Raw genomic sequence first — 26,613 nt, 5'->3', positions numbered from 1 at the left:
TGCGGGGGAACTCGAGTGTCTTACGCTTTATTGAGTTACTTCGACTAAGTTGGGTTTCACTCAATGTTGATTTTTTATCCTAAATTGCGTAGATATTTTAAAGTTTCGATATTCTTTAATACAATTATTCAAATATCGAAACGTCACGTCCTCTAAATTTCCTTTATATTATACTATATCAATTTTAAAAGTTGAGTTCCAATAGTCCGTTTATCGAAGACAGTCATTCACCTCTTAAAACGGTACATCGCTTCATAACAACCTCGATATTGAGCCTGGCATTGCATCCTCTTAAATGACCTAACATATCAACCAACATCATTTTTGATATCCATCCTATTTAATTACTCAAGCACTTTTAATACGTAAAAAAGCCTGAAATCACTTATCGTGACTCAGGCTTAGTTTATATCATCATATATAGCTTCATAATCAATCCGTAACTTATCATATGTCGTTGGTTCGATAAATGACTTCCAACACAAGTACGCCAAAGTTTGCTCTAGACAGTATAAATTAACGTACCTTCTATGCTATCGCTTGGCGGTTTCATTCAAACGTCACGCCACGCATCAATAACCTCTAATAATCAATCACTTTCGGATTATGATTTGTAGCTTCTACATAATAGGTTTGAACTTCATCCTTGCCTTTATGTTTTACTTTAATTTCCCAGTTAGGTTGGAGTAATTGAACATTTGTTTCCTTTACAACTGAATAATAGCCTAGACGTGCGTCTAGCACTTGATCATTTTGTTTTAGATATCTATTGTAATAAAGGGCTTCAATAGCTTTACGTGGCGTGATGACTTGTTTCTTCGTGCTATTTGAACCTTTAGCTACTTGTATATCATCCATCGCTGTCTGTTTATAGCTTGTCGCCTTGCCATCACTCAAATTAAACGTTAGGCGCGCTTTACTATTATTCATAATTGGATAATCTTTATACGTTTGTTCGTAAGTGACTTTATCTTTAGTTAAATCACTTAATTGATACTCTTTACCGTTAAAGATTTTCTTTGCAATGTACTCTTTGATATCTTGTAAGTTCTTATCACTCACTTGAACGCCTTTATCAATATCTCCTTCAAGTGTTTTATCGGAATCAGACGTTTGCATGCTTGAATGATCTTTCGCATAACTTGAGAAATTCTTTGAACGGGCAGTAATTTGTTCAAGTTCAGTATCTTTAACATTTTGATTCAAGACATCCTTGGGCACGTCAATTTCTTCTTGTTGAAAATTGACCTCGTTTACCTTTTCCGAGTCATTAACTTGTGATTTATTCACTTTATCAATATAAACGATGACTAAAAAGATGTTCACAAGAATAAAAACGAAAATGAAAAGTGTTTTCGTGAGTTTCCAGTTCATTTATTCAAGCCTCCCATCTTTATAGGCATACCAATTGCCATCGTATTCTACAAACCAACGTGGTATTAATTCACAGTTACGTTGAACTTCAATATCTTCGTTATTTGCCTTGTCGTCCATATCATAACCAATAGCAATGTTCGTTACCTTTTCAAAATCAATATCAGGATGGTTGGCTAATGCAGAACGCACGGACTCAACGGTAGGGACGGATTTAGATTCTTCACTGTTCAGTGTGACGTCCGTCTTAAGTAGCGAACGTTGATAATCGTAAACGCCTTTATCCCCCCATGTGACTTGGATTTCATTGAAGTTATGTTTATTAAACGTTGGGTGACCGTTGAGGAATCGTTGATATGTGAGTTTCCCCGTTCTATTATCTGTCTTAAATAGGCGATAATCTTCATTTAAGAAGCCACCATGACTATTTATAAACTCGTATGTGCCTGGGATGGTTTCTTGCATGTTGCTTGAACTTTTTGCGTCTTCAGATAAATTCTTATAATGATACATTTCATCTTTATCATTGTAGTTGGCGACACCAGTATTGTTGTTGTATGTTGTCGTACCACTTTGAGAGCTACGAACAATCGTTGAATCATCAAATAGTATTGAGTTCATGCGTTCAACACTAATCGTATTGAAGACCATGCGATATGTCTTTAAGTCTTTCGGTTTGCTTGGTGCAAACACGTGTGTTGCTTTGTCGATTGTATCTTTATTCGTGATGATTTCCGTATAGGGCTGCATATCAGGTTCGATACTTTTAAAAGCTTTGTCAACATTATTCCCTTTCATCGTTGTCTTAAGTTTAACTACTTCATGACGGTCTTTGCTAATCGCATATAGTACGACGTGGTTATTATGATCTTGATCGATAAGGAGGCGATCAAAATTAAAGTTATTCGGCACTTTCGCATCGATATCGAGTACTTGACTTAAATATGTTGAAAGTGGCAAATCATAAGTGAAATCTAGGACGATAAAGTCGTTGCTTAGTTCAGGTATAACAAGGTTATGTTCCCTTTTCAGATGTGATACAGATTTAACTTCTTGATTCTTTAAAGGTTGAATCATCTTGTCTAAGACTGCACCTGATGCCACTGTTCCTTGAGATTTTTCATCTCTAGAATGCACGATTTGAAATGGTGTAATCGTTCCTTCCATTTCTGCAGTCATTGGTTTAGTAAGTGGTTTAGGCTTATCACTTTTACTATTATCCGTGTTATCAATATTTGAAAGGTCTGGAGAAAAGTTCCAGACCATGTATGTCAAAACGATACTCATCAAGACGAGTAGGACTAAAATAATTGATTTAGTATGTTCTTTGTTATTCATCCCAATCACCGTCTTCAATGATTTCGCAAGGAAGTGTAATAAAGATTGACGTACCTTGTCCTTCTACACTGTTAGCCCAAATTCGACCGTTATGTGCTTCGACAATCTCTTTGGAAATAGCTAGACCTAGTCCTGTACCACCCATCTTACGTGTACGTGCTTTATCTACACGATAGAATCTATCAAATATTTTATCTACCTTGTTAATCGGTATTCCAATACCATTATCTTTAATACGAATCGTCATTCGATTGTAAAGTGCATTTTGTTTCACATGAAACTCAACACGTTTCTCGCCACGTGAATATTTCATTGCATTGGTAATGACATTATCAAATACTTGTGTCATCTTGTCTGGATCGATTTCAGCAAAGATGGTTTGCTGCGGAATTTCGCGTACGAATGTCGTATCTTTCGCTGCCATTTCATGACGGTTAATAATTTTGTTGATAAACATATTGAAGTCGATAATTTCTTTCGTAATTTGATCTGATTCATTATCCATTTTAGATAATTGAAGTAAATCATTCACTAAACGAATCATACGTTCAGTCTCTTCGCGTGTGACAGATAGGAATGATGGTGCCAGTTCTTTATCTTGCCAAGCACCTTCTTCAAGTGCTTCGATATAGCTATTCATCGATGTCAGTGGTGTACGTAATTCATGTGAAACATTCGCAACGAATTCGCGACGTTCACGTTCGACTTGTTGTTGTTCTGTGACATCATGTAGTACGGCAATGTAACCTGTCACGAAACCTGTTTCTTGTACAATCGTACTAAAGTTTACACGTGCAATAATGCCTTCTTCTTCGTTAATATCTAACAAGAAGGAATCACTATTTTCTTGAATTTCTTCTAATGAGAATTCATTTTCTAAGTTAAGGACACCAAGCATGTAGTAGCCGATGACATCTTCTTTAGCGAGACCGAGCATTTTCAGCGCCATGTCGTTTGCAATACGTACACGTCCACGGCGATCTGTCGCAAGAATACCATCGCTCATATGTGTGATAACAGAATCTAGGCGACGTTTCTCACTTTCTGTATTCGCTTGTGCTTCTTGGACACGTTTCGATAAGTTATTGAAGGCAAGTGCGAGCTCACCGATTTCATCGTTACCGTATATCTTCACTCGTTGCGTGTAGTTACCTTTAGACATCTCAACGGTTTGGTTACGCATATCGGTTATCGGCTTAGTAATCGTTCGTGCAATGAAGAATCCTAGTATTACTGTAATGAATAGTGATATCGCTGTCCCTACGATGAATATCTGATTAATGTTGTTCAGCTGATTGTATACATCATTAATTTTCGATTCTATGTATATATCACCGATTGTCTGTTTATCAACTTTAACCGGTATATTATATACCCAAACACGCTCTTTACCACTTCCGTAATCCTTAAGAACCATATGATCATTCGTTTGCCCTAAGGAGAGCGCCTTTTGAACTGAACCGTCGTTAACCTTTTGATTGATAAGACCACGGTTAGACTGCTTGGTTGTTGCCATGATAATTTGGTCTTTATCAATAAAGCGTATTTCTCCTATTTCTTGGCGATTCGCATATTCATTCAAAAGGTCTTGGATATCCTTTTGAGCGTTGACTGAACCTTTATCTTTATCTTTATAAACCTTTTCAATATTGACGTCTAATTGCTTCGCATATTGTGTTATGTTCTTCTTGAAGTTATCAAGTAATTCCTTTTCTAAACTATTCGTAAAATACAAACCGATGATTTGCATACCAATAATAATGAGTAGTACATAAACAATAACGAGTTTCGTGTGAAGGGATTGTAGTTGTTTAAGCCACTTCATAAGACGCTCCCTCTAATCATGTTGTTGGAGGAAGTATCCAACGCCTCTACGTGTCACAATGTATTCTGGATGAGATGGATCATCTTCAATTTTTTCTCTTAAACGGCGAATTGTTACGTCCACAGTACGAACATCACCGAAATAATCGTAACCCCACACTGTTTGTAGTAAGTGTTCACGTGTCATGACTTGACCCATATGTTTAGAAAGATAATGGAACAGCTCGAATTCACGATGCGTTAATTCAATGTCTTCTCCACGTTTTTTAATTGAATATGCATCTGGATAAATCACAATATCTTTAATTGTAATTTCATTTGTCGCACCACTTACTTCTTGAGCTGGTTGTGAATAATGACGGCGTAAGTTCGCTTTCACACGTGCGATGAGTTCACGAGTACTAAATGGTTTAGTTACGTAGTCATCTGCACCTAATTCAAGGCCTAAAACTTTATCAATTTCAGAATCTTTCGCTGTCAGCATGATAATTGGCATTTCATACTTTTTACGCACTTCACGACACACTTCCATACCATCTCTACCAGGTAACATGATATCAAGTAAGACGATATCTGGTTCTTCTTCATAGATTAAATCTACTGCGTCATTACCGTCATAAGCGCAATATACGTCGTAACCTTCTTTTTTTAAATTAAATTCTAAAATATCAGCAATTGGTTTTTCATCGTCAACTACAACAACTTTTCTAGCCATATATTATAAACCTCTTTTCTCAAAGTGTAGTTCTTCCGTTCGTTTACATTGCTAATGTTATATCAAATTTTCGAAGTGCTTCATTATTATTCTGTTCTCTATATAACATATAGCTACCTATTATATAATTTACCATTTATGAACGGTTAATTCTATTTTAGTATTTAAAATTATAGAATAATATTATTTATAATTTTACCATTGAAATACAGTTCCGCAAAATAAGTTAGACTTTTGCAATATGCTTGACGCTTTTGTTTAGGTTTATCATCATATTTTATCGTTTTCGTATATGTCAAAAGTGCAGTAATGACAGTGTTTGTAATGATAGAAATATAAGCATGTATAGGAATATTAAGTTTTCATTGCATGTTAAATAAAGTAGGTAGTGTGTATCAGAAAGATTAATAAAGTGAGGGTACATTGTTGTACGTAAAAAAGCATAAAAAAATGCCTACCCTATTGGGTAGGCAATACGGTCCCGACGGGAATCGAACCCGCGATCTCCTGCGTGACAGGCAGGCGTGTTAACCGCTACACTACGGGACCTAGAATGGTGACTCCTACGGGACTCGAACCCGTGTTACCGCCGTGAAAGGGCGGTGTCTTAACCGCTTGACCAAGGAGCCGTTCTTAAGCACAAGATAGATTATAGCATAGCTCTACTTTTGATGACAAGATATTTTTTACATAAATTTAATAATATTTTTGTTTCGTTAATCAACCAACACAATCATGCTATGATGCTTACTGTGGAGAAGAATAAAACCATTGATTTCATTCAAAACTCATTTCAAATTGCTGTTTTAAAATAAAACTGGAATAGGACAAAAGGAGATTGAAAGTCATTGACCTACGCCAAAATAAATAACAAGCGACCATTATGTTGTGGCCGCTTGTTTAAAGATGATTCACAGCAAATATTGATAGATATGAGTTAGAAAGCTTTTTTACTTTCATTCATATAGCAAGCACTAAGAATAATGTTAATCATTTCGCTCAATGCTCTAATTAAACAAAACTCACATGCTTTCTTGACGTTTTGTTCTACCAAAGTTGCTCTAATAAATTCGTTTGTTCGCGGTCTGGACCTACTGAGAAGATTGAAATATGGACACCGCATAATTCTGAAATACGCTCTAAGTAATTACGTGCATTCTTAGGGAGTTCATCTAAACTACGGCAACCTGTAATATCTTCAGTCCAACCTGGAAGCTCTTCAAAGATAGGTTTACAACGTCTTAATTGATCTAAGTTGGCTGGGTATTCAGTAATTTTTTCACCATCTAATTCGTAAGCAGTACAAATTTTAACTGTGTCTAATCCTGTTAAGACGTCGATGGAGTTAATTGAAAGATCTGTGATACCACTTACACGACGTGAATGACGTAATACAACTGAGTCGAACCAACCTACACGACGTGGACGTCCAGTAGTTGTACCATATTCACGACCCACTTCTCTAATATGGTGGCCATCTTCATCAAAGAGTTCAGTTGGGAATGGACCGTCACCCACACGAGATGTATATGATTTACATACACCAATCACTTTAGACACTGATGTTGGGCCAACACCTGTACCTACTGTAACGTTACCTGCAACTGGATTACTAGATGTAACGAATGGGTATGTACCATGGTCGATATCTAACATGACACCTTGTGCACCTTCGAATAATACCTTTTCATCAGCCACATTTGCATCGTCTAAAATTTTAGCTGTGTCTGTCACATAGTCTTTTAAACGTTGACCTGCAGCATAGTATTCGTCAAAGATTTCATCGAATGTTGGACAAGTTTCGTTAAACATGCCTTTAAAGTATGCATTTTTATATTCAATATTTTCTTTGAGTCGGCGTTCGAATGTTTCCTTTTCTAATAAGTCTGCCATGCGAATACCGATACGTTGTGCTTTATCTACGTATGCTGGGCCGATACCTTTTTTCGTTGTACCGATTTTATTATCGCCACGACGACGTTCTTCATATTCGTCTTGAGCTAGGTGATAAGGTAAAATGACTTGTGCGCGATTTGAGATACGTAGGTTGTCAGTTGAAATGCCACGTTCATTTAACCCATCTAATTCTTTTAATAATGCGACTGGATCTACAACTACACCGTTACCGATTACAGCTAATTTATCTTTATAAAAGATACCTGATGGTACTAAGTGTAATTTGTAAGTTTCTCCACCAAATTGAATCGTATGTCCCGCATTGTTACCACCAGAAAATCTAGCAATTACGTCTGCTTGCTCTGCTAAAAAGTCTGTTATTTTACCTTTACCTTCGTCTCCCCATTGTGTCCCAACTACTACGATTGATGACATATGAGCACCTCCAAGTTTTTCTCGTTTAACCACTAGGTATTTTACCAATATGATTTTGAATTTGCAAATAAAAATCGAACATTAATCAGCGTTCGATAACGCATCATCTTTCAGTAAGTTTTCTGTGTAAAATCACTTCTAAACGTTTCTATGACAGTTGTTCAAAGGATGTCTAAGTAAAACACATACACATACTTCCCACATTTTCAAAAGAGAAAAACAAAATAAAAACCGTACAATAAATGATTTATAACAATTATTGTACGGAAAAAATATTTTTTATGACATATCTGCATGAGCATAATCAATATCTGTAAATTTATTGTATTGTTTCATAAAGTGAAGTTTCACAGTACCTGTTGGACCGTTACGCTGCTTGGCGATGATGATTTCAATTTCACCGTTATCATCATTTGTCTGTGGTTCAAAACCAGCATCGTCATCATCTTCATCACCTTCACCACGATTATAATAATCATCACGATATAAGAAAGCGACGATGTCGGCATCTTGTTCTATAGACCCAGATTCACGAATATCACTCATCATAGGACGTTTGTCTTGTCGCTGTTCAACGCCACGTGATAACTGACTCAGTGCAATAACTGGACATTCTAATTCACGTGCAATCGCCTTAAGTGTACGTGAAATCTCTGAAACTTCTTGTTGACGGTTATCTGAGAAACGTGATCCGCTTCCTTGAATCAATTGTAGATAATCAATCACAATCATATCAAGACCGTGCTCTTGTTTGAGTCGACGACATTTAGAACGTAAATCATTGATACGGATACCTGGCGTATCGTCTATGAAGATTTTAGTTCGTGATAGCTTACCTACCGCAATCGTAAAGCGACTCCAATCTTCTTCAGTCATCGTCCCAGTTCTTAAACGATTGGAATCAACGTTACCAGAACTACAAATCATACGTGTTGCCAATTGGTCGGCGCCCATCTCAAGTGAGAAGATACCGACAGTATACATATCTTCATGTGTGGCAACCTTTTGCGCAATATTTAAGGCAAAGGCAGTCTTACCTACTGAAGGGCGTGCCGCTAGAATGATTAAATCATTACGGTTAAAACCAGCAGTCATTTGGTCTAAGTCACGATAACCAGTTGGAATACCTGGTGTTTGACCACTATTTTGGTCGAGTTCTTCTGCGGTTTCGTATACCTGTCCTAAGACATCTCTAATATCTTTAAAACCATCACTTTCTCTTGTAGAAGATAGTTCTAAAATACGTCGTTCGGCGTCACTTAAAATCGTATCTAATTCTAATTCATCATTATAGCCATCATTCGCTATACTATCAGCAGTTTGAATAAGTTTCCGTTTCAACGCATGTTTAAAAACGATATCCGTATAGTACTGAACGTTTCGCGTTGTCGGTACACTCGTCGATAGTTCGGCGAGATATTGAGGGCCACCTGCTTCGTTTAAGCTACCTTCACTTGATAATTGATCCATCAATGTGACAACATCAATTTCTTTATTATCCTCATTTAGGTGCATCATTGCTCGAAAAATATGTTGATGGGCGCCTCTATAAAACGACTCAGGAAGCAAGACTTCCTGAGTAGTATTAATGAGTTCTGGATCTATAATAATGGCACCTAAGACAGATTGTTCAGCTTCATTGCTATGTGGCATTTGATTTTGCTCATACATTCCATCCATTATCTACTTACACCTCTTATTTCAATCCATCTTTTATTTTATCGTCATCTGATATTGTCACGAGATACACTACAGATATTTCAGAGGTTAACAAATTGTATAAGTCATACATCTTATATAATTGCACCTATAATAGTAATCATGTACTATCCTCGCGTCATATCTTTAAATTATTGTTCTACAGTGTGCACACGGATTGTACCTTCGACTTCTTTGTCTAATTTCACTGGAACGTTAGTATATCCTAGTGCGTGAATACCATGTGGTAAGTCCATTTTACGTTTGTCGATTTTAATATCATGTTGTTTTTTTAGTGCTTCGGCAATTTGTTTCGTACTGATTGAACCAAATAGTTTGCCGCCTTCACCTGTTTTAGCTGATACTTCAACTTCGATATCTTTTAACTGTTCTTTAAGTGCTTTTGCATCATCGATTTCTTGTTGTCTATCTGCTGCTGCACGTTTATTTTGCTGTTCTAATTGTTTTAAGTTACCAGGAGTTGCTTCTACAGCATATTTATTTTTAAGTAAGAAGTTATTTGCGTAACCTACTGGTACATCTTTAACTTCGCCTTTTTTACCTTTACCTTTAACATCTTGTGTGAAAATTACTTTCATGCGTCTTCACTCCTACTCATTTGTTCTGTAATTGCTTGTTGTAATTGTTCTATTGCTTCATCTATTGTCGCACCTTTTATTTGTGTCGCAGCATTTGTCAGATGGCCACCGCCACCTAACGCTTCCATTGTTAATTGAACATTTACGGAACCTAATGAACGTGCTGAGATACCGATTAGGTTGTCTTCACGTTTAGCTACTACATAAGATGCTTCAATGCCTTCTAAACTTAACAACTCGTCGGCAGCTTGTGCAACCGTTACAGGATGATAAATTTTATCATCTGAACCATGTGCAATGGCTACACCTTGATCTTGTATCTTAACTGTTCTTATTAATTCTGAACGATTGATATACGTATCGACATCATCTTTTAAGAAATGCTGCGTTAAGATTGTATCAGCGCCATGTGCACGTAAATAACTTGCGGCATCAAAAGTTCTGGAACCTGTTCTTAACGTAAAGTTTCTTGTATCTACTATAATACCTGCATACATAACAGTTGATTCTAAACGAGTCAATCTCTGTTCAGTTGGTTGATATTCTAGTAATTCCGTTACGAGCTCAGCAGTTGAGCTAGCGTAAGGTTCCATATACACAAGTAATGGATTTGAAATAAAGCTTTCGCCACGTCTATGATGATCAATGACTACTTTGCGGTTTGCTTTATTTAAGACATTTTCATCTAAGACCATTTCAGGTTTATGTGTATCTACAACAACGACAGTCGTCTTAGAAGTCATCATATCCCAAGCCTCATCCGATGTTACAAAGCGTTCTTTTAGTTCCGGTTTCTTATCAATCTCATCCATAACACGACGTAATGTCGGATCAATATCAGAATCATTAAGAACGATAAATGCCTCTAAATTATTCATTGATGCAAAGCGCGAAACGCCGATAGCTGCACCTATAGCATCTAAATCTGGTCGCTTATGTCCCATAACGATAACTTTATCGCCTTCAGTAAGAATATCTTTGAGAGCATGTGAAATCACACGCGCACGTACACGCGTACGTTTTTCCATAGGGTCAGTCTTACCACCATAGAATCTTACATTGCCGTTCATATTCTTAATTGCAACTTGGTCACCACCACGACCTAACGCGAGGTCTAAACCAGATTGTGATAATTCACCTAAATCAATAAGGTTCTCAGTACCTTCACCTACACCAATACTTAAAGTTAGTTGTGCGCGGTAACCCGCACTCTTTTCTCTTAATTGGCTTAAGATTTCAAAATTAGAATCTTCTAGTTCAGCCAATATTTTTTGGTTAAAGTAAGCTACAAATTGATCTGAGTTGTAACGTTTGAAATAAATATTGTAATCCTGTGCCCAACGACTAATCACACGTGTCACCATAGAGTTAATTTCAGAACGTTGTGTATCGTTCATATTTTGAGTGATTTCATCGTAATTATCTAAAAATATTGTTGCAATAATCGGCTTTGAATCTTCATATAGTTCGTTTGTACGTTCAGTTTCAGTCATATCAAAGAAGTATAAACAATGCTCGTTTTCTGAATATCGTACATGATAGTAATAATTGTTGTTTTCTATTTCTACTTCTTGAACTTTTTCCAGTTGTTTTAATATGTTAGGGAAGACTTCATTGACATTTTCAGAAATCACATTCGTTTCAATGTGATTTGTCATAAATTGGTTCATCCACTCAATGTGATTATCTTCATCTAACACAATCATCCCTATAGGCAAGTGCTTAATCGCCTTGTTACTACTTGCCGAGATGTGACCACTTAAATCATCCACATAATTATCCATTTTTAGAAATGCTTTTCTCAATAACACGCCACTAATAATAATCATCACAATAAGTATAGCTGTAGCAATACCTGCCACTAGTTGGTTAAAAATAAACCACACGGCGACAAGTGCTATAGCAGTGAATACCATTATAATAAACGGTATGAGCAAAGCTTTTTTAGTGGATTGACGGTTCATTCTTCCACCTCTAATCACTTTTTAATCATCATTTTTTTATTATTTTCTTTAAATTAATACATAAATCAATTACCCCAAGTAATCCAACAATATGCGTTGCCGGTGTAAGAAGTGTCCCTACTACCATAACAAGAATTGTTGCGAAGTTCGGCCATCTTTTAGCTTTACCAAAGAAGTGAATGACACTTAATCCTTGGATGTACATCACTAATGATAACACAACATCAAAGTTTAACACGATGCTTTGGAACGTACTTGGTTCACTTGCAACCATGACACAAATAAGTACTATAAGATAAAACCATAGTAAATTACGGCTCATTTGCCATGCAAATAAAGGTTTAAAAATAGGTGTTGCTACTTTAAATTTACGTAAAATTGGAAATGTAATAATCAGATTAATTAAGACAAAAATGAAAATAACTATAATTAGAAAACTAGGGAGTTGGACCGTCATTTGTCGGAAACTTTCCTCAAGAATCTGTCTATAGTTTGAATCGATTCCACTTGTTAAGAAAGCCTCATGCATTGCATTTTTAAAAGGCTTAATTAATACAGCTGCCGTCGGAATTTTATCGAATGTTTGTAATAACATCCATCCAATAAGTGTAACTAAACTTAATGAAGCTGTTGAAATATAAAGAATTCGCTCTTTAGATGTTCTTTCCTTAAGTAATTGTCCGATAATCGCACTTAATAATAAGATTAAGACCATCATACTTAAGACAAATGTATTACCTAATAATGTTGTAAGTACAACTGTTACTAATGCGCTAATTCCGAATGATTGTATGGAACGATTCCACAAAACAATACCGGGAATCGTTGCAAATAAACATAAAATCAAGCCGAGAACAGGTAATACATGTGTTACTAAAGCGACTACTAATAATGAAATAATTGCTAAAATAGTTGCTTTAGGTTGTATTTTTGAAAACACATACGCCACTCCCATACTTTTTGACTATAACTCCTATTTTAACCTCTTTGCTAAAATTTAACAATAAAGTAAAGTCATACTACTAGTGATAGGTTTATGCCTATGTACGACATATGAAATAGACTTTGCTTATATAATCCTCTGTATGACTATTTTTATGCCAAAGAAAAATTTACCTATTCTGCACTGTTTAGTATTTCTTATGTGTGCTCATGGAGATTGTGTTCTATTATAAAACTTTCCTATTTACGTCGGAATTGTTTCAAATTTAAGAAATGATATAAATTAGGCGCCCAATCATTAAAATTTAGAAGAAAACCATCATGTCCTACATTATCTGGTACGAAGAAATGACGATGATATTTAAAACGTTCTCCTAAGGCTCTCACTTGATCATCAGGATAAAGCAAATCGTCAATAAAACCCATTGTTAGTACTTTCGTTTCCAACGACTGAAAGACTTCATCAACATCATCTCTCCCTCTATCTAAATGGTGACTATCTAAGACGTCTAGCAGTGTTAAATAACAATTTAAATCGAAATATTCTTTGAACTTATCACCTTGATGTTGTTGATAGCTCACTACTTCATCTGGTGTAAAACGTTGATCATAACTTTTAGACGATCGATACGTGAGGAAGCCGAGTTGACGTGCGATACTTAAACCTTCTTTACCGCCTATATGTATAGCTTGTCTTGCAATCTCGTTAAAAGCACGACTATAAGAGGACGTTTTATCAGTAGCGGCTAATATGATTGCTTTTTCCACCTCGAATTGACGATTATAAAGCAATTCCATCGCTTGCATACCACCTAAACTGCCTCCAATGAGAATATTAATCTTTTTAAATTCTAATGCTTGTATACCTAACTCAATAGCTCTAACAATATCCCTTAATGTTAAATGTTCTGGGAAGTTGTCATCATTTAATTTAGAACTTGAACCAAATGGACTTCCAATGACATTGAATGTAAGAAATTGATAATCATGAACTGGAATGTAACCACCATCAATGATTTCTCGCCACCAGCCAGGTTGCGCATCCGTGCCGTATGTTAAATGATTGCCAGTAAGTGCATGGCAAACAACGACAAGGGGTTGACCAGGAAGTCCTACATGTTCATAACGTAGACGTAAATGATCAATCGTTTCACCAGATTCAGTTTTAAACTCACCTAGTTCTAATGTATTAACTGTGTAATTCGTCATAATAGTTCCATACCTCCTTCAACTAAAAAAGTGCCTTACTCAAATGATGTAAAGGCACTTATCGTACTTATCATTCGAGTTGCTCGTTGGTATTAGCACCGTGCTATTTAAAGTCGGTTGCTGAAGCTTCTATGGGCCAAATCCCTCAGCTTCTCAAAATAAGGTTAGGTAATTTAATTGTATTGTGATGTAGATATGCATTTCGTCTCGAATAGTCTAAATTTTCTAATTATTTTAATCTTAACTAACTTTTTCTGTAAGTTCAATGATTTGATATGATTTTCAAAGATTAAAAGATTAAACGTAAGCAAGCAATGACAAATATACCTCCGAGAATTGTCACTGTTAGGCTACGTGTGAAAATAGCGAGCATCACAGTTGGTACGATTGCAATAATATAAGGTAAATTAAGCATATAACCAAATGTATGATCATGTTGTTGAATTACACCATCTATAATAAGAGCTGTAAATAAAGTAATAGGAATAAAAGAAAGCCATTTAATTACAATTGCTGGTAAGTTGACACGCGATATCATAACAAATGGAATAACACGAACGAGTAATGTGACCACACCACATAAAACAATAAGTACTAATGTATGTAAATCTGTCGTCATTTTTCCATCACCACCCCTAACAATGCAGCAACTATTGCGGCTATCAATATTGCTACGTATGAAGGTAGAATTGAACTTAAAAGAAGCATCATCACAATCACACATACGATGAGTACAATATATATTCTCAATCGTGATTTCTTAATCCCTTCAAATTGAGATATACATAAAAAAATAAACATTGCGGTAATGGCAAAGTCTAGACCAAGTGCATCAGGATTTGAAATATACTCTCCAAAAATGGCGCCGAGCACACAGGAAACAGTCCAAAATAGGTAAGCAGTAATATTTAGTCCGTGTAGCCATCGATCGTTAATTTTTTCACCTTTAACATATGGTGTTATAGCAACTCCAAAAGTTTCATCTGTTAATAACGTTCCAAGCCCTACCCTATTCCAAAATCCATATTGCTTATAATTAGGTGCTAAAGTCATACTTAATAAGAACATTCGAGAGTTAACGATAAGTGTTGTAAGCACAATTGCAGAAATAGGAGTGCCTGCAATCACTAATGTACAAATAATAAATTGGGCTGCACCAGCATAAATAATCAGACACAATAATATAATTTCTAAAATACTGAAATTTTGGGAGGCTGCCACAATTCCAAATGATAGTCCTACACCTGCATATCCAAGTAACGTAGGAATACACTCTTTCACACCTTGCTTAAACGTAAGATGAGTCATATTATCAGCCCCAGTCTCTCCAATAAAATAATAAAATCAGTCTAATATACTTAATTACTTTATTCAATATATTTAAAGGCCGGTATGTGTGCCGTCATACATACCGTTGTCTAAAGAAATTAATATATAAGGGTTTTATTTTTCAGAATTTTCTTTCTTATTTTTTAGACTCTCTTTCCAACTGCTATCCTTTCAACTCAAAATATTTACAACATTACTTTTAAAGATTATCAAAAAATAATAGCGACTGAACTTTTGCAACTCTTTAAAACATCATTGATTTTTAATTTTTTATTAAAATTTTATTTAGAAATAGTAATTTTCAAAAGATACTTAATTTAGTTTGATATAATCACACCATCAAATGAAACGAGGTGTAACAATATTGAATTGGCAACGTAAATGTATACTAACTACTTTGTTGGTTTTAAGTAGTTTATTTTTAGTATTTTCGACCATCACATATGCGAGTGAACGTGATTATAAAGACAGTCTTAAAATCACTACACATAACGTGTATTTCTTACCTACTGCTATCTACCCTAATTGGGGACAATCTCAGCGCGCTGATTTAATTTCAAAAGCAGATTACATTCAAAATCAAGATCTCGTGATTCTAAATGAATTATTTGATAAAAAAGCATCAAAAAGATTGTTAGCACGTTTACATTCACAGTATCCTTATCAAACACCTATCGTTGGTAAAGGTACAGAAGGTTGGCAAAATACTTCTGGTACTTATAGAAAAATTAAAAAAGTGAGCGGTGGCGTTGGTATTGTGAGTAAATGGCCTATCGTACAACAAGAACAACATATTTATAAAAAAGGTTGTGGGGCTGATATGGCCGGTAATAAAGGCTTTGCCTACATTAAAATTAATAAGAATGGCAAATACCACCATATTATCGGAACACATCTACAAGCTGAAGATCCAACATGCTTTAAAGGAAAAGATAAAGACATTAGACAGAGTCAAATGAGTGAAATTAAACAATTTATCAAAGACAAGAATATCCCTAAAAATGAACCCGTCTATATCGGTGGTGACTTAAATGTCATTAAAGATTCAGATGAATATCAACAAATGGCAAATAACTTAAATGTTTCGTTACCTACTCAATTCGATGGTAATGCATATAGTTGGGATACTAGCAGTAATAGTATTGCGAAATATAATTATCCTAAATTAGAACCTCAACACTTAGATTATATTTTATTAGATCGTGACCATGCACAACCAAGCTCATGGCATAATGATACACATAGAGTGAAGTCACCAGAATGGTCCGTGAAATCTTGGGGAAAAACATACAAATACAATGACTACTCAGATCATTATCCACTTTCTGGCTACGCATCAAATGAATAGGACGATTGATACATTTAATTATTAAATATTAATATTTAGAATAGGAGCTATATGAAACATTGGAATTAAACTTCGAATTTCATATAGCTTCTTTATGATATTATTTTATGGTCATATAGAAATAAACATTGTTTGACAAACTAAGTTAAATATTTTGAATATGAATGACAACGTTTAAAAATCAATTTCCACTATTTTATATTTTTACAGGCGTTCTCTAAAAGATAAATTCTTGCTACTTCATGTATTATTTTCATGATTTTATAACTCAATCTATGACAATAAATATTTACTATTTTTAGACATACGTTTGTGTGACGTCAGACATCCATATCTATAAAAACTCTGTTGTATCAGCATTTTAAATCACCAAAATTATTTTAAGTTATTTTAGACATCCATCTCTAATTGAATATAAAAATAACAATTTTGTCTTTATACATAAAAAACTGCCGATAAGTTTATAGAACCTTATCGACAGTTAAATAACTTTATAATATTGTAATCATCTAGTTAAGTTTATATGATTATTTGATTGGTTTTTCAATCTTAGTTTTGCCACCCATAAATGGTACTAATGCTTCAGGAATTGTTAATGTACCATCTTCGTTTTGATAGTTTTCAACGATGGCTGCAAATGTACGACCTACAGCTAAACCACTACCATTTAATGTGTGGACTAATTCTGGTTTAGAAGCAGCATCACGTTTGAATCGGATATTTGCGCGACGTGCTTGGAAATCAGTACAGTTAGAGCAAGAACTGATTTCTTTATAATCATTGTAACTTGGTAACCAAACTTCTAAATCATATGTTTTACTAGCACTGAAACCAATATCGCCAGTACATAAGATAACACGACGGTATGGTAAACCTAATTCTTCAAGAATAGCTTCAGCATTTTGTGTCATTTCTTCTAAAGCATTCCAAGAATCTTCAGGTTGTACAATACGAACCATTTCAACTTTATCAAATTGATGTAAACGAATTAACCCTCTTGTATCTCTACCAGCTGATCCTGCTTCACTACGGAAACATGCAGTTTGAGCTGTAAATAATTCAGGTAGTACACCTGGTTGAATAATTTCATCTCTATAGAAGTTTGTTAAAGGTACTTCTGCAGTTGGAATCGTATATAAGCCTTCTTTTTCAACTTTAAATAAATCTTCTTCAAATTTAGGTAATTGACCTGTGCCAAACATCGTATCAGCATTCACTAATTGCGGTGTCATCATTTCAGTATAACCATGTTGCGTTGTATGTTTTGTCAACATGTAGTTCATTAAAGCACGTTCAAGTAATGCGCCATCTTTAGTTAAGTATACGAAACGAGCACCAGATACTTTAGCAGCACGTTCAAAGTCAGCCATTTTTAATTCTTCAACTAAATCCCAATGCGCTTTAGGTTCAAATTCAAAATCACGTGGCGTACCCCATTTTTTAACTTCAACGTTTTCTTCATCAGAAGCACCTTGAGGTACGTCTTCATTAATTAAGTTAGGAATACGAATTAAGATATCTCTAATTTTAGTATCTACTTCATTAAGTTGATTATCGATATCTTTAATTTCATCACCTAAATGACGCATCTCAGCAATGACGTCATCAGCGTCTTCTTTATTACGTTTCTTTTGAGCTATTTCTTCGCTCACTTTATTTCTTTTCGCCTTCATCTCTTCAGTTTTACTGATTAATTCACGGCGTTGTTCATCTAATTCTAAAACTTGGTCGACAACTTTAGGATCGTCGCCTCTTAATTCAATTTTGCTCTTCACTTTCTCAGGTTCATTTCTAAATAAACGAATGTCTAACATGTAACCTTCATCCTTTCCCAAATAAAATATATTCAATTTTATGGATGACTTCGTGTGATAAAACAATAAAAAAAGACCACATCCCAGACAAGGGACGTGGTCTACGCGTTGCCACCCTATTTAACAATTTCAAGTAAATTAAAACCATTTACCTCAAATTGCGCTTAACTAAAATAACGGTTATTACCGATTGTTCACATATAGTAGGTAGATTCACATGAATGTCGATTACTTGTTCTCACTTACCACAAGCTCTCTGAAATCGAACTATCTATGCTACTTGTCCTACGAACAATACTTTATTAACTTAATTTTAATATAGCAAAGTCATTATCATATTTCAAGTTATTTTAAATTTGCAACAATTACGTCATATTTAGATGTGCTTATATGCAACACCTTTTAAATCATTTTTGCCCCGCTTCTACAACTTGTTGAAACTGAATATCTTGTCCTGTGTAATAGTAGATATATTGTGACGATATACATACAATTTTTCTCGGATGAGCGGCGAGAGAATTTCAACATTATTATAATCAACTGCTTGGAATGTCACCTTACGTTCTATTTCCATTTAATATTTTTAATTAAATAAATAAAACTGCTACATTATGCTATCGGTCTACTAAAATAATGAATGATACATGACGATGTAAAAAGAGTTTCATTTAACTATTGACGAATGTCAGATACAGGTATAGTATTCTTAATTGTATTTAGAAGAGATGATTTAAAATCACATGTAAACAATTGTTTGAAATAAATAAAAAGATTCGTGAAATAAAAGCAAACATAAGACTTGCAACATTTTAAGAAATAACATGTTATGGGAGGTTATGTCGTTATGAAAACGTTAGATTCTGTTAATATTCCTATAAGAAAAGACGAAACACATAAAGGTGACTATGGTAAAATTTTATTAATCGGTGGATCTGCTAATATGGGGGGCGCAATCATGCTTGCTGCACGCGCTTGCGTTTATAGTGGAAGTGGACTCATTACTGTAGCAACACATCCAAATAATCATGCTGCGCTACATTCTCGTTGTCCTGAGGCGATGGTTATAGATATTAATGATACTAAAATGCTTACAAAAATGATTGAAGCAACTGATAGTATCCTTATCGGTCCAGGTCTTGGAGTAGATTTCAAAGGTAACAATGCCATCACGTTTTTACTTCAAAATATACAACCTCATCAAAATTTAATTGTTGACGGAGATGCTATAACAATATTCAGTAAGTTGAAACCTCAAATTCCTACATGTCGTGTTATATTCACACCACATCAAAAGGAATGGGAGCGTTTGAGCGGTATACCTATTGAAGAACAAACATATGAACGCAATCTTGAAGCGGTAGAACGTATTGGCGCGACAGTAGTATTAAAACAACATGGTACGGAAATCTATTTCTGCAATGATGATGTCTATAAATTACCTATTGGCACACCTGCTATGGCTACAGGTGGTATGGGCGATACACTTGCGGGCATGATTACAAGTTTCGTAGGCCAATTTGATAACTTTAAAGAAGCTGTTACAAGTGCAACTTACATGCATAGTTTTATCGGTGAAAAATTATCTGACACAATGTATGTTGTTCCACCTTCACGTCTAATTAGTGAAATTCCGTATGTGATGAAACAACTTGAAGGTTAACAGATATCAGAATTAATTACTGTGCTTATCAGTACTGGTAAATTGAGAAGGTACATTGTTGAGAGGGACAGTTACATTTTAGACACTCTCTATTGAAGGGGGTCTAAATGTATGAAAATGATTATTCATTTATCCTCGATGCATGGTGCTACAGAAGTCATAAAGGACAAATCAATTTAATATAAACAAGAAATTAAAAAATGCATGAGGCATATTGCTATGTCTCATGCATTTTAGCATATTGGGCGTCGATGACTGAGTTAGAAAATAACCTCATTATAACTCTAGTCCGACTTCCCTATATATAAACTTTTATTCATTAAATCTACAGGTAGTTTAATTAAGGGGGCCGGGCAGAACAACGAACTCTGTGTTTCTGTCTTACTCCCTTTTTAACTATTCATCACTATCTTCTTCATTATCAGAAGCACTCTCGATGTCTTCATTCACTCTATCCATAAAATCTTGTCTAATATCAATACGATCATCATTTTCAGGAGACTCTACAGATTCCGTTTCTGCATCACCTTCTGTATGAATTGCATTGCCTGGTGTCTGATCATCCACTACCTCTTCTACATCTGCTTTTTCAGCACTAGTGGTTTGTTGCGCTTCATCTACATTTTCCTCATTATCGTCTTCTTCTTTTACTTTAGCAACAGTAGAAACAAATTGGCCATCTCCGAGTTTCATAAGACGTACACCTTGTGCTGCACGTCCATTTTGAGAAATATCATGAACGTCAAGACGGATAATAACACCAGCGTTAGTTACAACCATTAAATCCTCTTCACCGGTCACAGTTGTGATACAAACGATGTTACCATTACGCTCAGTAATTGTCGCAGTTTTGATTCCTTTACCACCACGATTTGATAAACGATATTCGCTAACAGGTGTACGTTTACCGTAACCATTTTCAGTAACTACTAATACTTCATCTTCACTTTCTGAATCTGCAACATCAAGACCCACGACAGTATCCCCTTCACGTAGAGAAATACCTTTCACACCTGCTGCTGTACGGCCTAATGGGCGTAATGTAGATTCAGAGAATCTAATTAATGATGCATGTGCAGTTCCAATAAGAATATCTTCATTACCTGTTGTTAGACGTACTGCAATTAATTCATCATCTTCTTTAAAGTTAATTGCAATTTTACCGTTTTTGTTAATACGGGAGAAGTTACTTAATGATGAACGTTTAACGATACCTTGTTTTGTCGCAAATACGAGATAATCTTCTTCACTTTCAAGGTCTTTAACCGCAATCATTGTACTTATTGTTTCGTCATTTTCGAGTTCAATCGCATTGATAATAGGTATACCTTTGGATTGACGTGACAACTCAGGAACTTCATAACCTTTGAGTTTATATACACGACCTTTATTCGTAAAGAACAGAACATGATCATGTGTACTCATTGTTACCAATTGACTAACGAAGTCCTCATCCAACGTGTTCATACCTTGTATGCCACGACCACCACGATTTTGAGAACGATATGTAGATACTGGTAAACGTTTAATATAGTTATTATGACTTAATGTAATAACGATTTGTTCTTCAGGGATTAAGTCTTCATCTTCAAGATCTTCTAGACCACCTAATTGAATTTCAGTGCGACGTTCATCACCGAAACGTTCTTTAATTTCAGTCAATTCATCACGAACTAATTGTAATAACACTTCTTCATCAGCTAAAATCTCTTCTAACTCTTTAATATATTCTAGAAGTTCATTATACTCAGATTCTATTTTATCTCTTTCTAATCCAGTTAAACGTCTTAAACGCATATCTAAAATTGCTTGAGCTTGACGTTCAGTAAGTTTAAAACGCTCTTGCAAACTTGCCATCGCAATTTTATCAGTGTCCGATTCACGAATTGTTGTGATAATTTCATCGATATGATCTAGTGCTATTCGTAAACCTTCTAGAATATGTGCACGGTCTCTTGCTTTTTTAAGATTATATTCAGTACGTCGTCTAACCACTGTTTTTTGGTGCTCTAAGTAATGAATAAGTGCTTCTTTTAAATTGATTAGTTTAGGTCTACCATTCACTAAAGCAATCATATTCACACCAAATGATGTTTGTAATGGCGTTTGTTTATATAAATTATTTAAAATAACACTCGCATTTGCATCTTTACGTACATCAATAACTACTCTTACACCTGTACGCAAACTTGTTTCATCACGTAAATCTGTAATACCGTCGATTTTCTTATCTCTAACTAACTCTGCGATTTTTTCAATCATACGTGCTTTATTGACTTGGAAAGGTATTTCCGTTACAACAATACGTTGACGGCCACCACCACGTTCTTCTATTTCAGCACGAGAACGCATTTGAATTGACCCACGACCTGTTTCATAAGCTCGACGAATACCACTTTTACCTAGTACTAAACCAGCTGTAGGAAAATCAGGACCTTGGATGTCTTCCATCAGCTCATTAATTGTGATGTCTGGATTCTTACTTAAACTGAGCACACCATCAATAACTTCAGTTAAATTGTGGGGAGGAATATTTGTAGCCATACCTACGGCAATTCCTGCCGCACCATTCACTAATAAGTTAGGGAAACGTGCAGGTAAGACTGACGGCTCTCTTTCATTACCATCATAGTTGTCAATAAAATCAATTGTGTCTTTGTTGATATCTCGTAAAAGTTCTAATGTTATTTTAGTCATACGTGCTTCAGTATAACGCATTGCGGCTGCACCGTCACCATCCATAGAGCCAAAGTTACCTTGACCATCTACAAGTGGATAACGATAACTAAAGTCTTGGGCCATTCTTACCATTGCTTCATAAATTGAAGAATCACCATGAGGGTGATATTTACCCATCACATCCCCGACTATACGTGCAGATTTCTTATACGGTTTATCGGGCGTCATACCTTGTTCATTTAAACCATAAAGAATACGACGATGTACTGGCTTTAATCCGTCTCTAACATCAGGTAATGCACGAGAAACGATAACACTCATAGCATAGTCTAAGAATGATTCACGCATTTCACTGGTTATATTTCGTTCATTAATTCTTGATTGAGGTAATTCAGCCATCAAGAGATCCTCCTTCAAAAGTTCAGTTCATAGTGTCTAGAAATCTAGGTTGGCATAAACTGCATTGTCTTCGATAAATTGTCTGCGATTTTCTACTACATCGCCCATTAACATTTCAAATGTTTGGTCTGCATCAATTGCATCTTCAAGTCTCACTTGCAACATAGAGCGATGTTCAGGATTCATAGTCGTTTCCCATAATTGGTCTGCGTTCATTTCACCAAGACCTTTGTAACGTGCAATTGACCATTTTGGTGACGGGTTTAATTCTTGTTTCAACTTGTCTAGTTCTCTATCGTTAAATACATAATATTTTTGTTTTCCTTGTGTTAGTTTATATAAAGGCGGCTGAGCAATATAAACATAGCCCGCTTCAATTAAAGGTCTCATGAAACGATAGAAGAATGTAAGTAATAACGTACGTATATGTGCACCATCAACATCAGCATCAGTCATGATTACGATTTTATGATAACGTGCTTTTGATATATCGAATTCTCCTCCAATACCCGTACCAAATGCAGTAATCATTTGACGAATTTCGTTATTGTTTAAGATACGATCTAAACGTGCTTTTTCCACATTCAAAATTTTACCTCTTAAAGGTAAAATGGCTTGTGTTCTTGAATCACGACCAGATTTAGTAGACCCCCCGGCAGAGTCACCTTCTACCAAGAAAATTTCACTTTCTTCAGGGTTCTTACTAGAACAATCTGCCAATTTACCTGGTAAGCTTGAAACGTCTAATGCTGATTTACGACGCGTAACTTCACGTGCTTTTTTGGCAGCTACACGTGCGCGTGAAGCCATGATACCCTTCTCAACAATAATACGTCCTACAGACGGATTCTCATATAAGAAACGTTCAAAGTGTTCAGAAAATAATCTATCAACAACTTGACGTACTTCAGAGTTTCCTAGTTTTGTTTTAGTTTGTCCTTCAAACTGAGGATCGCCGTGTTTAATTGATACGACCGCTGTTAAACCTTCCCGTGTATCTTCCCCTGAAAGTCTATCTTTATCCTCTTTAATAATCTTACTTTGTGTTCCATAGCTATTTAAAACGCGTGTTAAAGCACGTTTAAAGCCATCTTCATGCGTACCACCCTCGTATGTATGAATATTATTCGCATACGTTAATAAGTTGGTTGCATATCCACTGTTATATTGAAGTGCAATTTCTACTTCAATATCATCTTTAGACTGATGGATATATATAGGTTCATCGTGAAGAGGTTCTTTATTCTCATTCAATAAATCTACATAGGATTTAATCCCGCCTTCATAATGATATGAGTCTTCTCTAACTTCTTCTTCCCTTTCATCTTTTAAAGTAATTTGAATACCTTTATTTAAGAAAGCAAGCTCACGTATACGCTTTTGAAGTGTTTCATAGTTATAAACTGTTGTCTCTGTAAAGATTTCTTTATCGGCTTTGAATCGAATAGCTGTACCTGTTTTATCTGTATCGCCAATTTCTTTAAGATCAAATTGTGGCACACCTTGTTTATAGGCTTGATGATAAATCGTGCCATTACGATGTACATAAACTTCAAGATCTTGTGAGAGTGCATTAACAACTGAAGATCCAACACCGTGAAGACCGCCAGATACTTTGTATCCGCCACCTCCGAATTTACCTCCAGCGTGAAGTACAGTTAAGATAACTTCGACAGCAGGGCGTCCCATCTTTTCTTGAATATCAACAGGAATACCACGGCCATTGTCAGTAACTTTAATCCAATTGTCTTTCTCAATTATAACTTCAATATGACTAGCATAACCTGCTAATGCCTCGTCAATACTATTATCAACAATTTCCCATACTAAATGGTGCAACCCTCTTTCTGAAGTTGAACCAATATACATACCCGGTCTTTTACGAACCGCTTCGAGACCTTCTAAAACTTGTATCTGTCCAGCACCATAATTATCTGTGTTGTTTACATCTGACAATGTATTCACCATCACTTTCTCGTTACTTTAGTATTTCACCTTGACTAATACGGTATAACTTAGCGTTATTCATTATTTCATGATCTATTCCTTCAACTGACGTTGTTGTCACAAATGTTTGTACTTTATGTTGAATCGTACTTAACAAATGAGTTTGACGTGAATCATCAAGCTCACTCAAGACATCATCTAAAAGTAAGATTGGATATTCTCCTACTTCAATATTCATTAATTCGATTTCTGCCAACTTAATTGATAGCGCAGTTGTACGTTGCTGACCTTGTGAGCCATACGTTTGAGCATCCATGCCATTTACATTGAAACTTAAGTCATCACGATGTGGGCCATAGAGACATACACCTCGTTCTTTCTCTCTTTGTAAATTGTCATTTAACAATGCTAATACTTCTTCGATTAACTCAGATTGATTGGCTTCATAATTACTTAACTTTAAACTTGGAACATAATCGAGTGTCAGTGTCTCTCGATGATTTGTAATACCTGCATGAATGGGTTGTGCAAGTGTTTCTAATTCCTTTATAAAGTGCTCTCGACGTAACGTAACCTTCAGTGCATATTCAGCAAATTGTTGGTTTAAGACTTCTAGCATTGTTGTATCTGTCTTCTGTCCAATTTGTAACTGTTTAAGGTAATTGTTCTTTTGCTTTAGAATACGCTGATATTGAGCTAAATCATTCAAATAGACAGCAGATATTTGTCCTAACTCCATATCTATGAACCGTCGACGTATTTGTGGTGAACCTTTAACGATATTTAAATCTTCAGGCGCAAATAAGACGACATTTAAATGTCCAATATATTGAGTTAGTCTGCTTTGTTCAAGATGATTCACTTTAACTTGCTTACCTTTTTTAGTTATAAACATCGTAAGCGGCATCGTGCCATGTCTATAACTTAGCTCACCCTCTATTTTAGCATAATCAGAATTGAAACGTATGAGTTCCTTATCATTTGACGTACGATGACTTTTAGCAAGCGCTAAGGTATAAATTGATTCAAGTAAATTTGTCTTTCCTTGTGCGTTCTCACCAATAAGGATATTCACTTCAGGATGACAATCTAATGTCACCTGTTCATAGTTACGATAATTCTCTAATTGGAGTGTATTAAGTTTCATTGTTCACCTTGATGGATGATTAAAAAGGAACCCGTATCTTCAGGGATATCTGTAATATCAATGCGGTCGTTGTGTTCTAATTTTTTGCCACGTCTTGTTTCACGTTGTCCATTAATTAAAACCTCAAAATCCTGTAGAAACCATTTGGCTTGTCCACCTGATTCTATGATTCCTTCAGTTTTAAGAAATTGACCTAAAGTGATATTTCCTTCTACAACAACTTCTTGAACCAAAATTTCTCACTCCATTTCTGTATGTGTCATTAATATATTATACCGTTTTTTACTTTGAATTTC

Annotated in this window: 19 protein-coding genes, 2 tRNA genes, 1 riboswitch and 1 other annotated feature; of the genes, 2 read left to right on the top strand and 19 right to left on the bottom strand. The window is 35.3% G+C overall.

Features of this window, described 5'->3' with window-relative positions; genetic code table 11:
- Positions 1-582: 582 nt before the first annotated feature.
- The 14 genes from HMPREF2897_RS08805 to HMPREF2897_RS08740 all read right to left on the bottom strand — a co-directional run bounded on the left by HMPREF2897_RS08805 (position 583) and on the right by HMPREF2897_RS08740 (position 15,302).
- The gene (locus tag HMPREF2897_RS08805) at positions 583-1,374 is read right to left on the bottom strand and encodes a two-component system regulatory protein YycI (RefSeq protein WP_002447629.1); all 792 of its coding nucleotides are present in this window, start codon (positions 1,372-1,374) and stop codon (positions 583-585) included.
- Positions 1,375-2,712 (bottom strand): YycH family regulatory protein, encoded by a 1,338-nt coding sequence (locus tag HMPREF2897_RS08800; RefSeq protein WP_002447630.1) that lies wholly within the window; start codon positions 2,710-2,712, stop codon positions 1,375-1,377.
- A complete protein-coding gene (gene walK, locus HMPREF2897_RS08795; protein WP_002437327.1) occupies positions 2,705-4,537 on the bottom strand; it encodes a cell wall metabolism sensor histidine kinase WalK in 1,833 nt (610 codons plus the stop codon). Before walK ends, HMPREF2897_RS08800 begins: the two co-directional genes overlap by 8 nt.
- Positions 4,538-4,549: 12 nt before the next feature.
- Positions 4,550-5,251: a response regulator YycF gene (gene yycF, locus HMPREF2897_RS08790; RefSeq protein ID WP_001831816.1), complete on the bottom strand. Its 702-nt coding sequence runs from the start codon at positions 5,249-5,251 to the stop codon at positions 4,550-4,552.
- A 476-nt stretch (positions 5,252-5,727) separates the two neighbouring features.
- A tRNA-Asp gene (locus tag HMPREF2897_RS08785) sits at positions 5,728-5,800 on the bottom strand.
- A 5-nt stretch (positions 5,801-5,805) separates the two neighbouring features.
- Positions 5,806-5,880, bottom strand: a tRNA-Glu gene (locus HMPREF2897_RS08780).
- 418 nt (positions 5,881-6,298) lie between these two features.
- Positions 6,299-7,582, bottom strand: a complete 1,284-nt coding sequence (locus HMPREF2897_RS08775) for an adenylosuccinate synthase (protein ID WP_002496074.1) — start codon at positions 7,580-7,582, stop codon at positions 6,299-6,301.
- A gap of 279 nt (positions 7,583-7,861) precedes the next feature.
- Positions 7,862-9,262 carry a replicative DNA helicase gene (gene dnaB, locus HMPREF2897_RS08770; protein ID WP_001831779.1) on the bottom strand — a complete coding sequence of 467 codons (1,401 nt, stop codon included), beginning with the start codon at positions 9,260-9,262 and terminating at the stop codon, positions 7,862-7,864.
- Between the two features lie 170 nt (positions 9,263-9,432).
- Positions 9,433-9,879, bottom strand: coding sequence for a 50S ribosomal protein L9 (rplI, locus tag HMPREF2897_RS08765; protein ID WP_002447632.1), 447 nt, complete (start codon positions 9,877-9,879; stop codon positions 9,433-9,435).
- Positions 9,876-11,843: a DHH family phosphoesterase gene (locus HMPREF2897_RS08760; protein WP_070592986.1), complete on the bottom strand. Its 1,968-nt coding sequence runs from the start codon at positions 11,841-11,843 to the stop codon at positions 9,876-9,878. The genes rplI and HMPREF2897_RS08760 overlap by 4 nt, the downstream gene beginning before the upstream one ends.
- A gap of 28 nt (positions 11,844-11,871) precedes the next feature.
- Positions 11,872-12,798, bottom strand: a complete 927-nt coding sequence (locus tag HMPREF2897_RS08755; RefSeq protein WP_002447634.1) for a YybS family protein — start codon at positions 12,796-12,798, stop codon at positions 11,872-11,874.
- A gap of 227 nt (positions 12,799-13,025) precedes the next feature.
- Positions 13,026-13,994 (bottom strand): homoserine O-acetyltransferase MetX, encoded by a 969-nt coding sequence (locus HMPREF2897_RS08750; protein ID WP_002447635.1) that lies wholly within the window; start codon positions 13,992-13,994, stop codon positions 13,026-13,028.
- Between the two features lie 64 nt (positions 13,995-14,058).
- Positions 14,059-14,159: riboswitch (SAM riboswitch) on the bottom strand.
- A gap of 124 nt (positions 14,160-14,283) precedes the next feature.
- The gene (locus HMPREF2897_RS08745) at positions 14,284-14,613 is read right to left on the bottom strand and encodes an AzlD domain-containing protein (protein WP_002496903.1); all 330 of its coding nucleotides are present in this window, start codon (positions 14,611-14,613) and stop codon (positions 14,284-14,286) included.
- Positions 14,610-15,302 carry an AzlC family ABC transporter permease gene (locus HMPREF2897_RS08740; protein WP_038812755.1) on the bottom strand — a complete coding sequence of 231 codons (693 nt, stop codon included), beginning with the start codon at positions 15,300-15,302 and terminating at the stop codon, positions 14,610-14,612. The genes HMPREF2897_RS08745 and HMPREF2897_RS08740 overlap by 4 nt, the downstream gene beginning before the upstream one ends.
- A gap of 385 nt (positions 15,303-15,687) precedes the next feature.
- Between HMPREF2897_RS08740 and sph the strand changes: the two genes are divergently transcribed.
- Positions 15,688-16,671: a sphingomyelin phosphodiesterase gene (gene sph, locus HMPREF2897_RS08735; RefSeq protein ID WP_173019989.1), complete on the top strand. Its 984-nt coding sequence runs from the start codon at positions 15,688-15,690 to the stop codon at positions 16,669-16,671.
- A 527-nt stretch (positions 16,672-17,198) separates the two neighbouring features.
- On the opposite strand, the gene serS is transcribed toward sph, so the two are convergent.
- Positions 17,199-18,485, bottom strand: a complete 1,287-nt coding sequence (gene serS / locus HMPREF2897_RS08730; RefSeq protein ID WP_002475481.1) for a serine--tRNA ligase — start codon at positions 18,483-18,485, stop codon at positions 17,199-17,201.
- 87 nt (positions 18,486-18,572) lie between these two features.
- Positions 18,573-18,788, bottom strand: a binding site (T-box leader).
- A 541-nt stretch (positions 18,789-19,329) separates the two neighbouring features.
- On the opposite strand from serS, the gene HMPREF2897_RS08725 reads away from it, so the two are divergent.
- Positions 19,330-20,145 (top strand): NAD(P)H-hydrate dehydratase, encoded by an 816-nt coding sequence (locus tag HMPREF2897_RS08725; protein ID WP_001831762.1) that lies wholly within the window; start codon positions 19,330-19,332, stop codon positions 20,143-20,145.
- Between the two features lie 396 nt (positions 20,146-20,541).
- On the opposite strand, the gene gyrA is transcribed toward HMPREF2897_RS08725, so the two are convergent.
- From gyrA to yaaA, 4 genes are read right to left on the bottom strand one after another with little or no spacing between them, the layout of a single operon-like run.
- A complete protein-coding gene (gene gyrA / locus HMPREF2897_RS08720; protein WP_002447641.1) occupies positions 20,542-23,223 on the bottom strand; it encodes a DNA gyrase subunit A in 2,682 nt (893 codons plus the stop codon).
- Between the two features lie 36 nt (positions 23,224-23,259).
- Positions 23,260-25,191, bottom strand: coding sequence for a DNA topoisomerase (ATP-hydrolyzing) subunit B (gyrB, locus tag HMPREF2897_RS08715; protein ID WP_002447642.1), 1,932 nt, complete (start codon positions 25,189-25,191; stop codon positions 23,260-23,262).
- 10 nt (positions 25,192-25,201) lie between these two features.
- Positions 25,202-26,317, bottom strand: coding sequence for a DNA replication/repair protein RecF (recF, locus tag HMPREF2897_RS08710; RefSeq protein WP_002447643.1), 1,116 nt, complete (start codon positions 26,315-26,317; stop codon positions 25,202-25,204).
- Positions 26,314-26,550: a S4 domain-containing protein YaaA gene (gene yaaA, locus HMPREF2897_RS08705; protein ID WP_001831806.1), complete on the bottom strand. Its 237-nt coding sequence runs from the start codon at positions 26,548-26,550 to the stop codon at positions 26,314-26,316. The genes recF and yaaA overlap by 4 nt, the downstream gene beginning before the upstream one ends.
- Positions 26,551-26,613: the final 63 nt, after the last annotated feature.

The sequence above is a fragment of the Staphylococcus sp. HMSC065D05 genome (assembly GCF_001813195.1).
Taxonomy (GTDB): Bacteria; Bacillota; Bacilli; order Staphylococcales; family Staphylococcaceae; genus Staphylococcus; species Staphylococcus epidermidis.
This window is presented reverse-complemented; position numbering and strand designations above follow the sequence as displayed.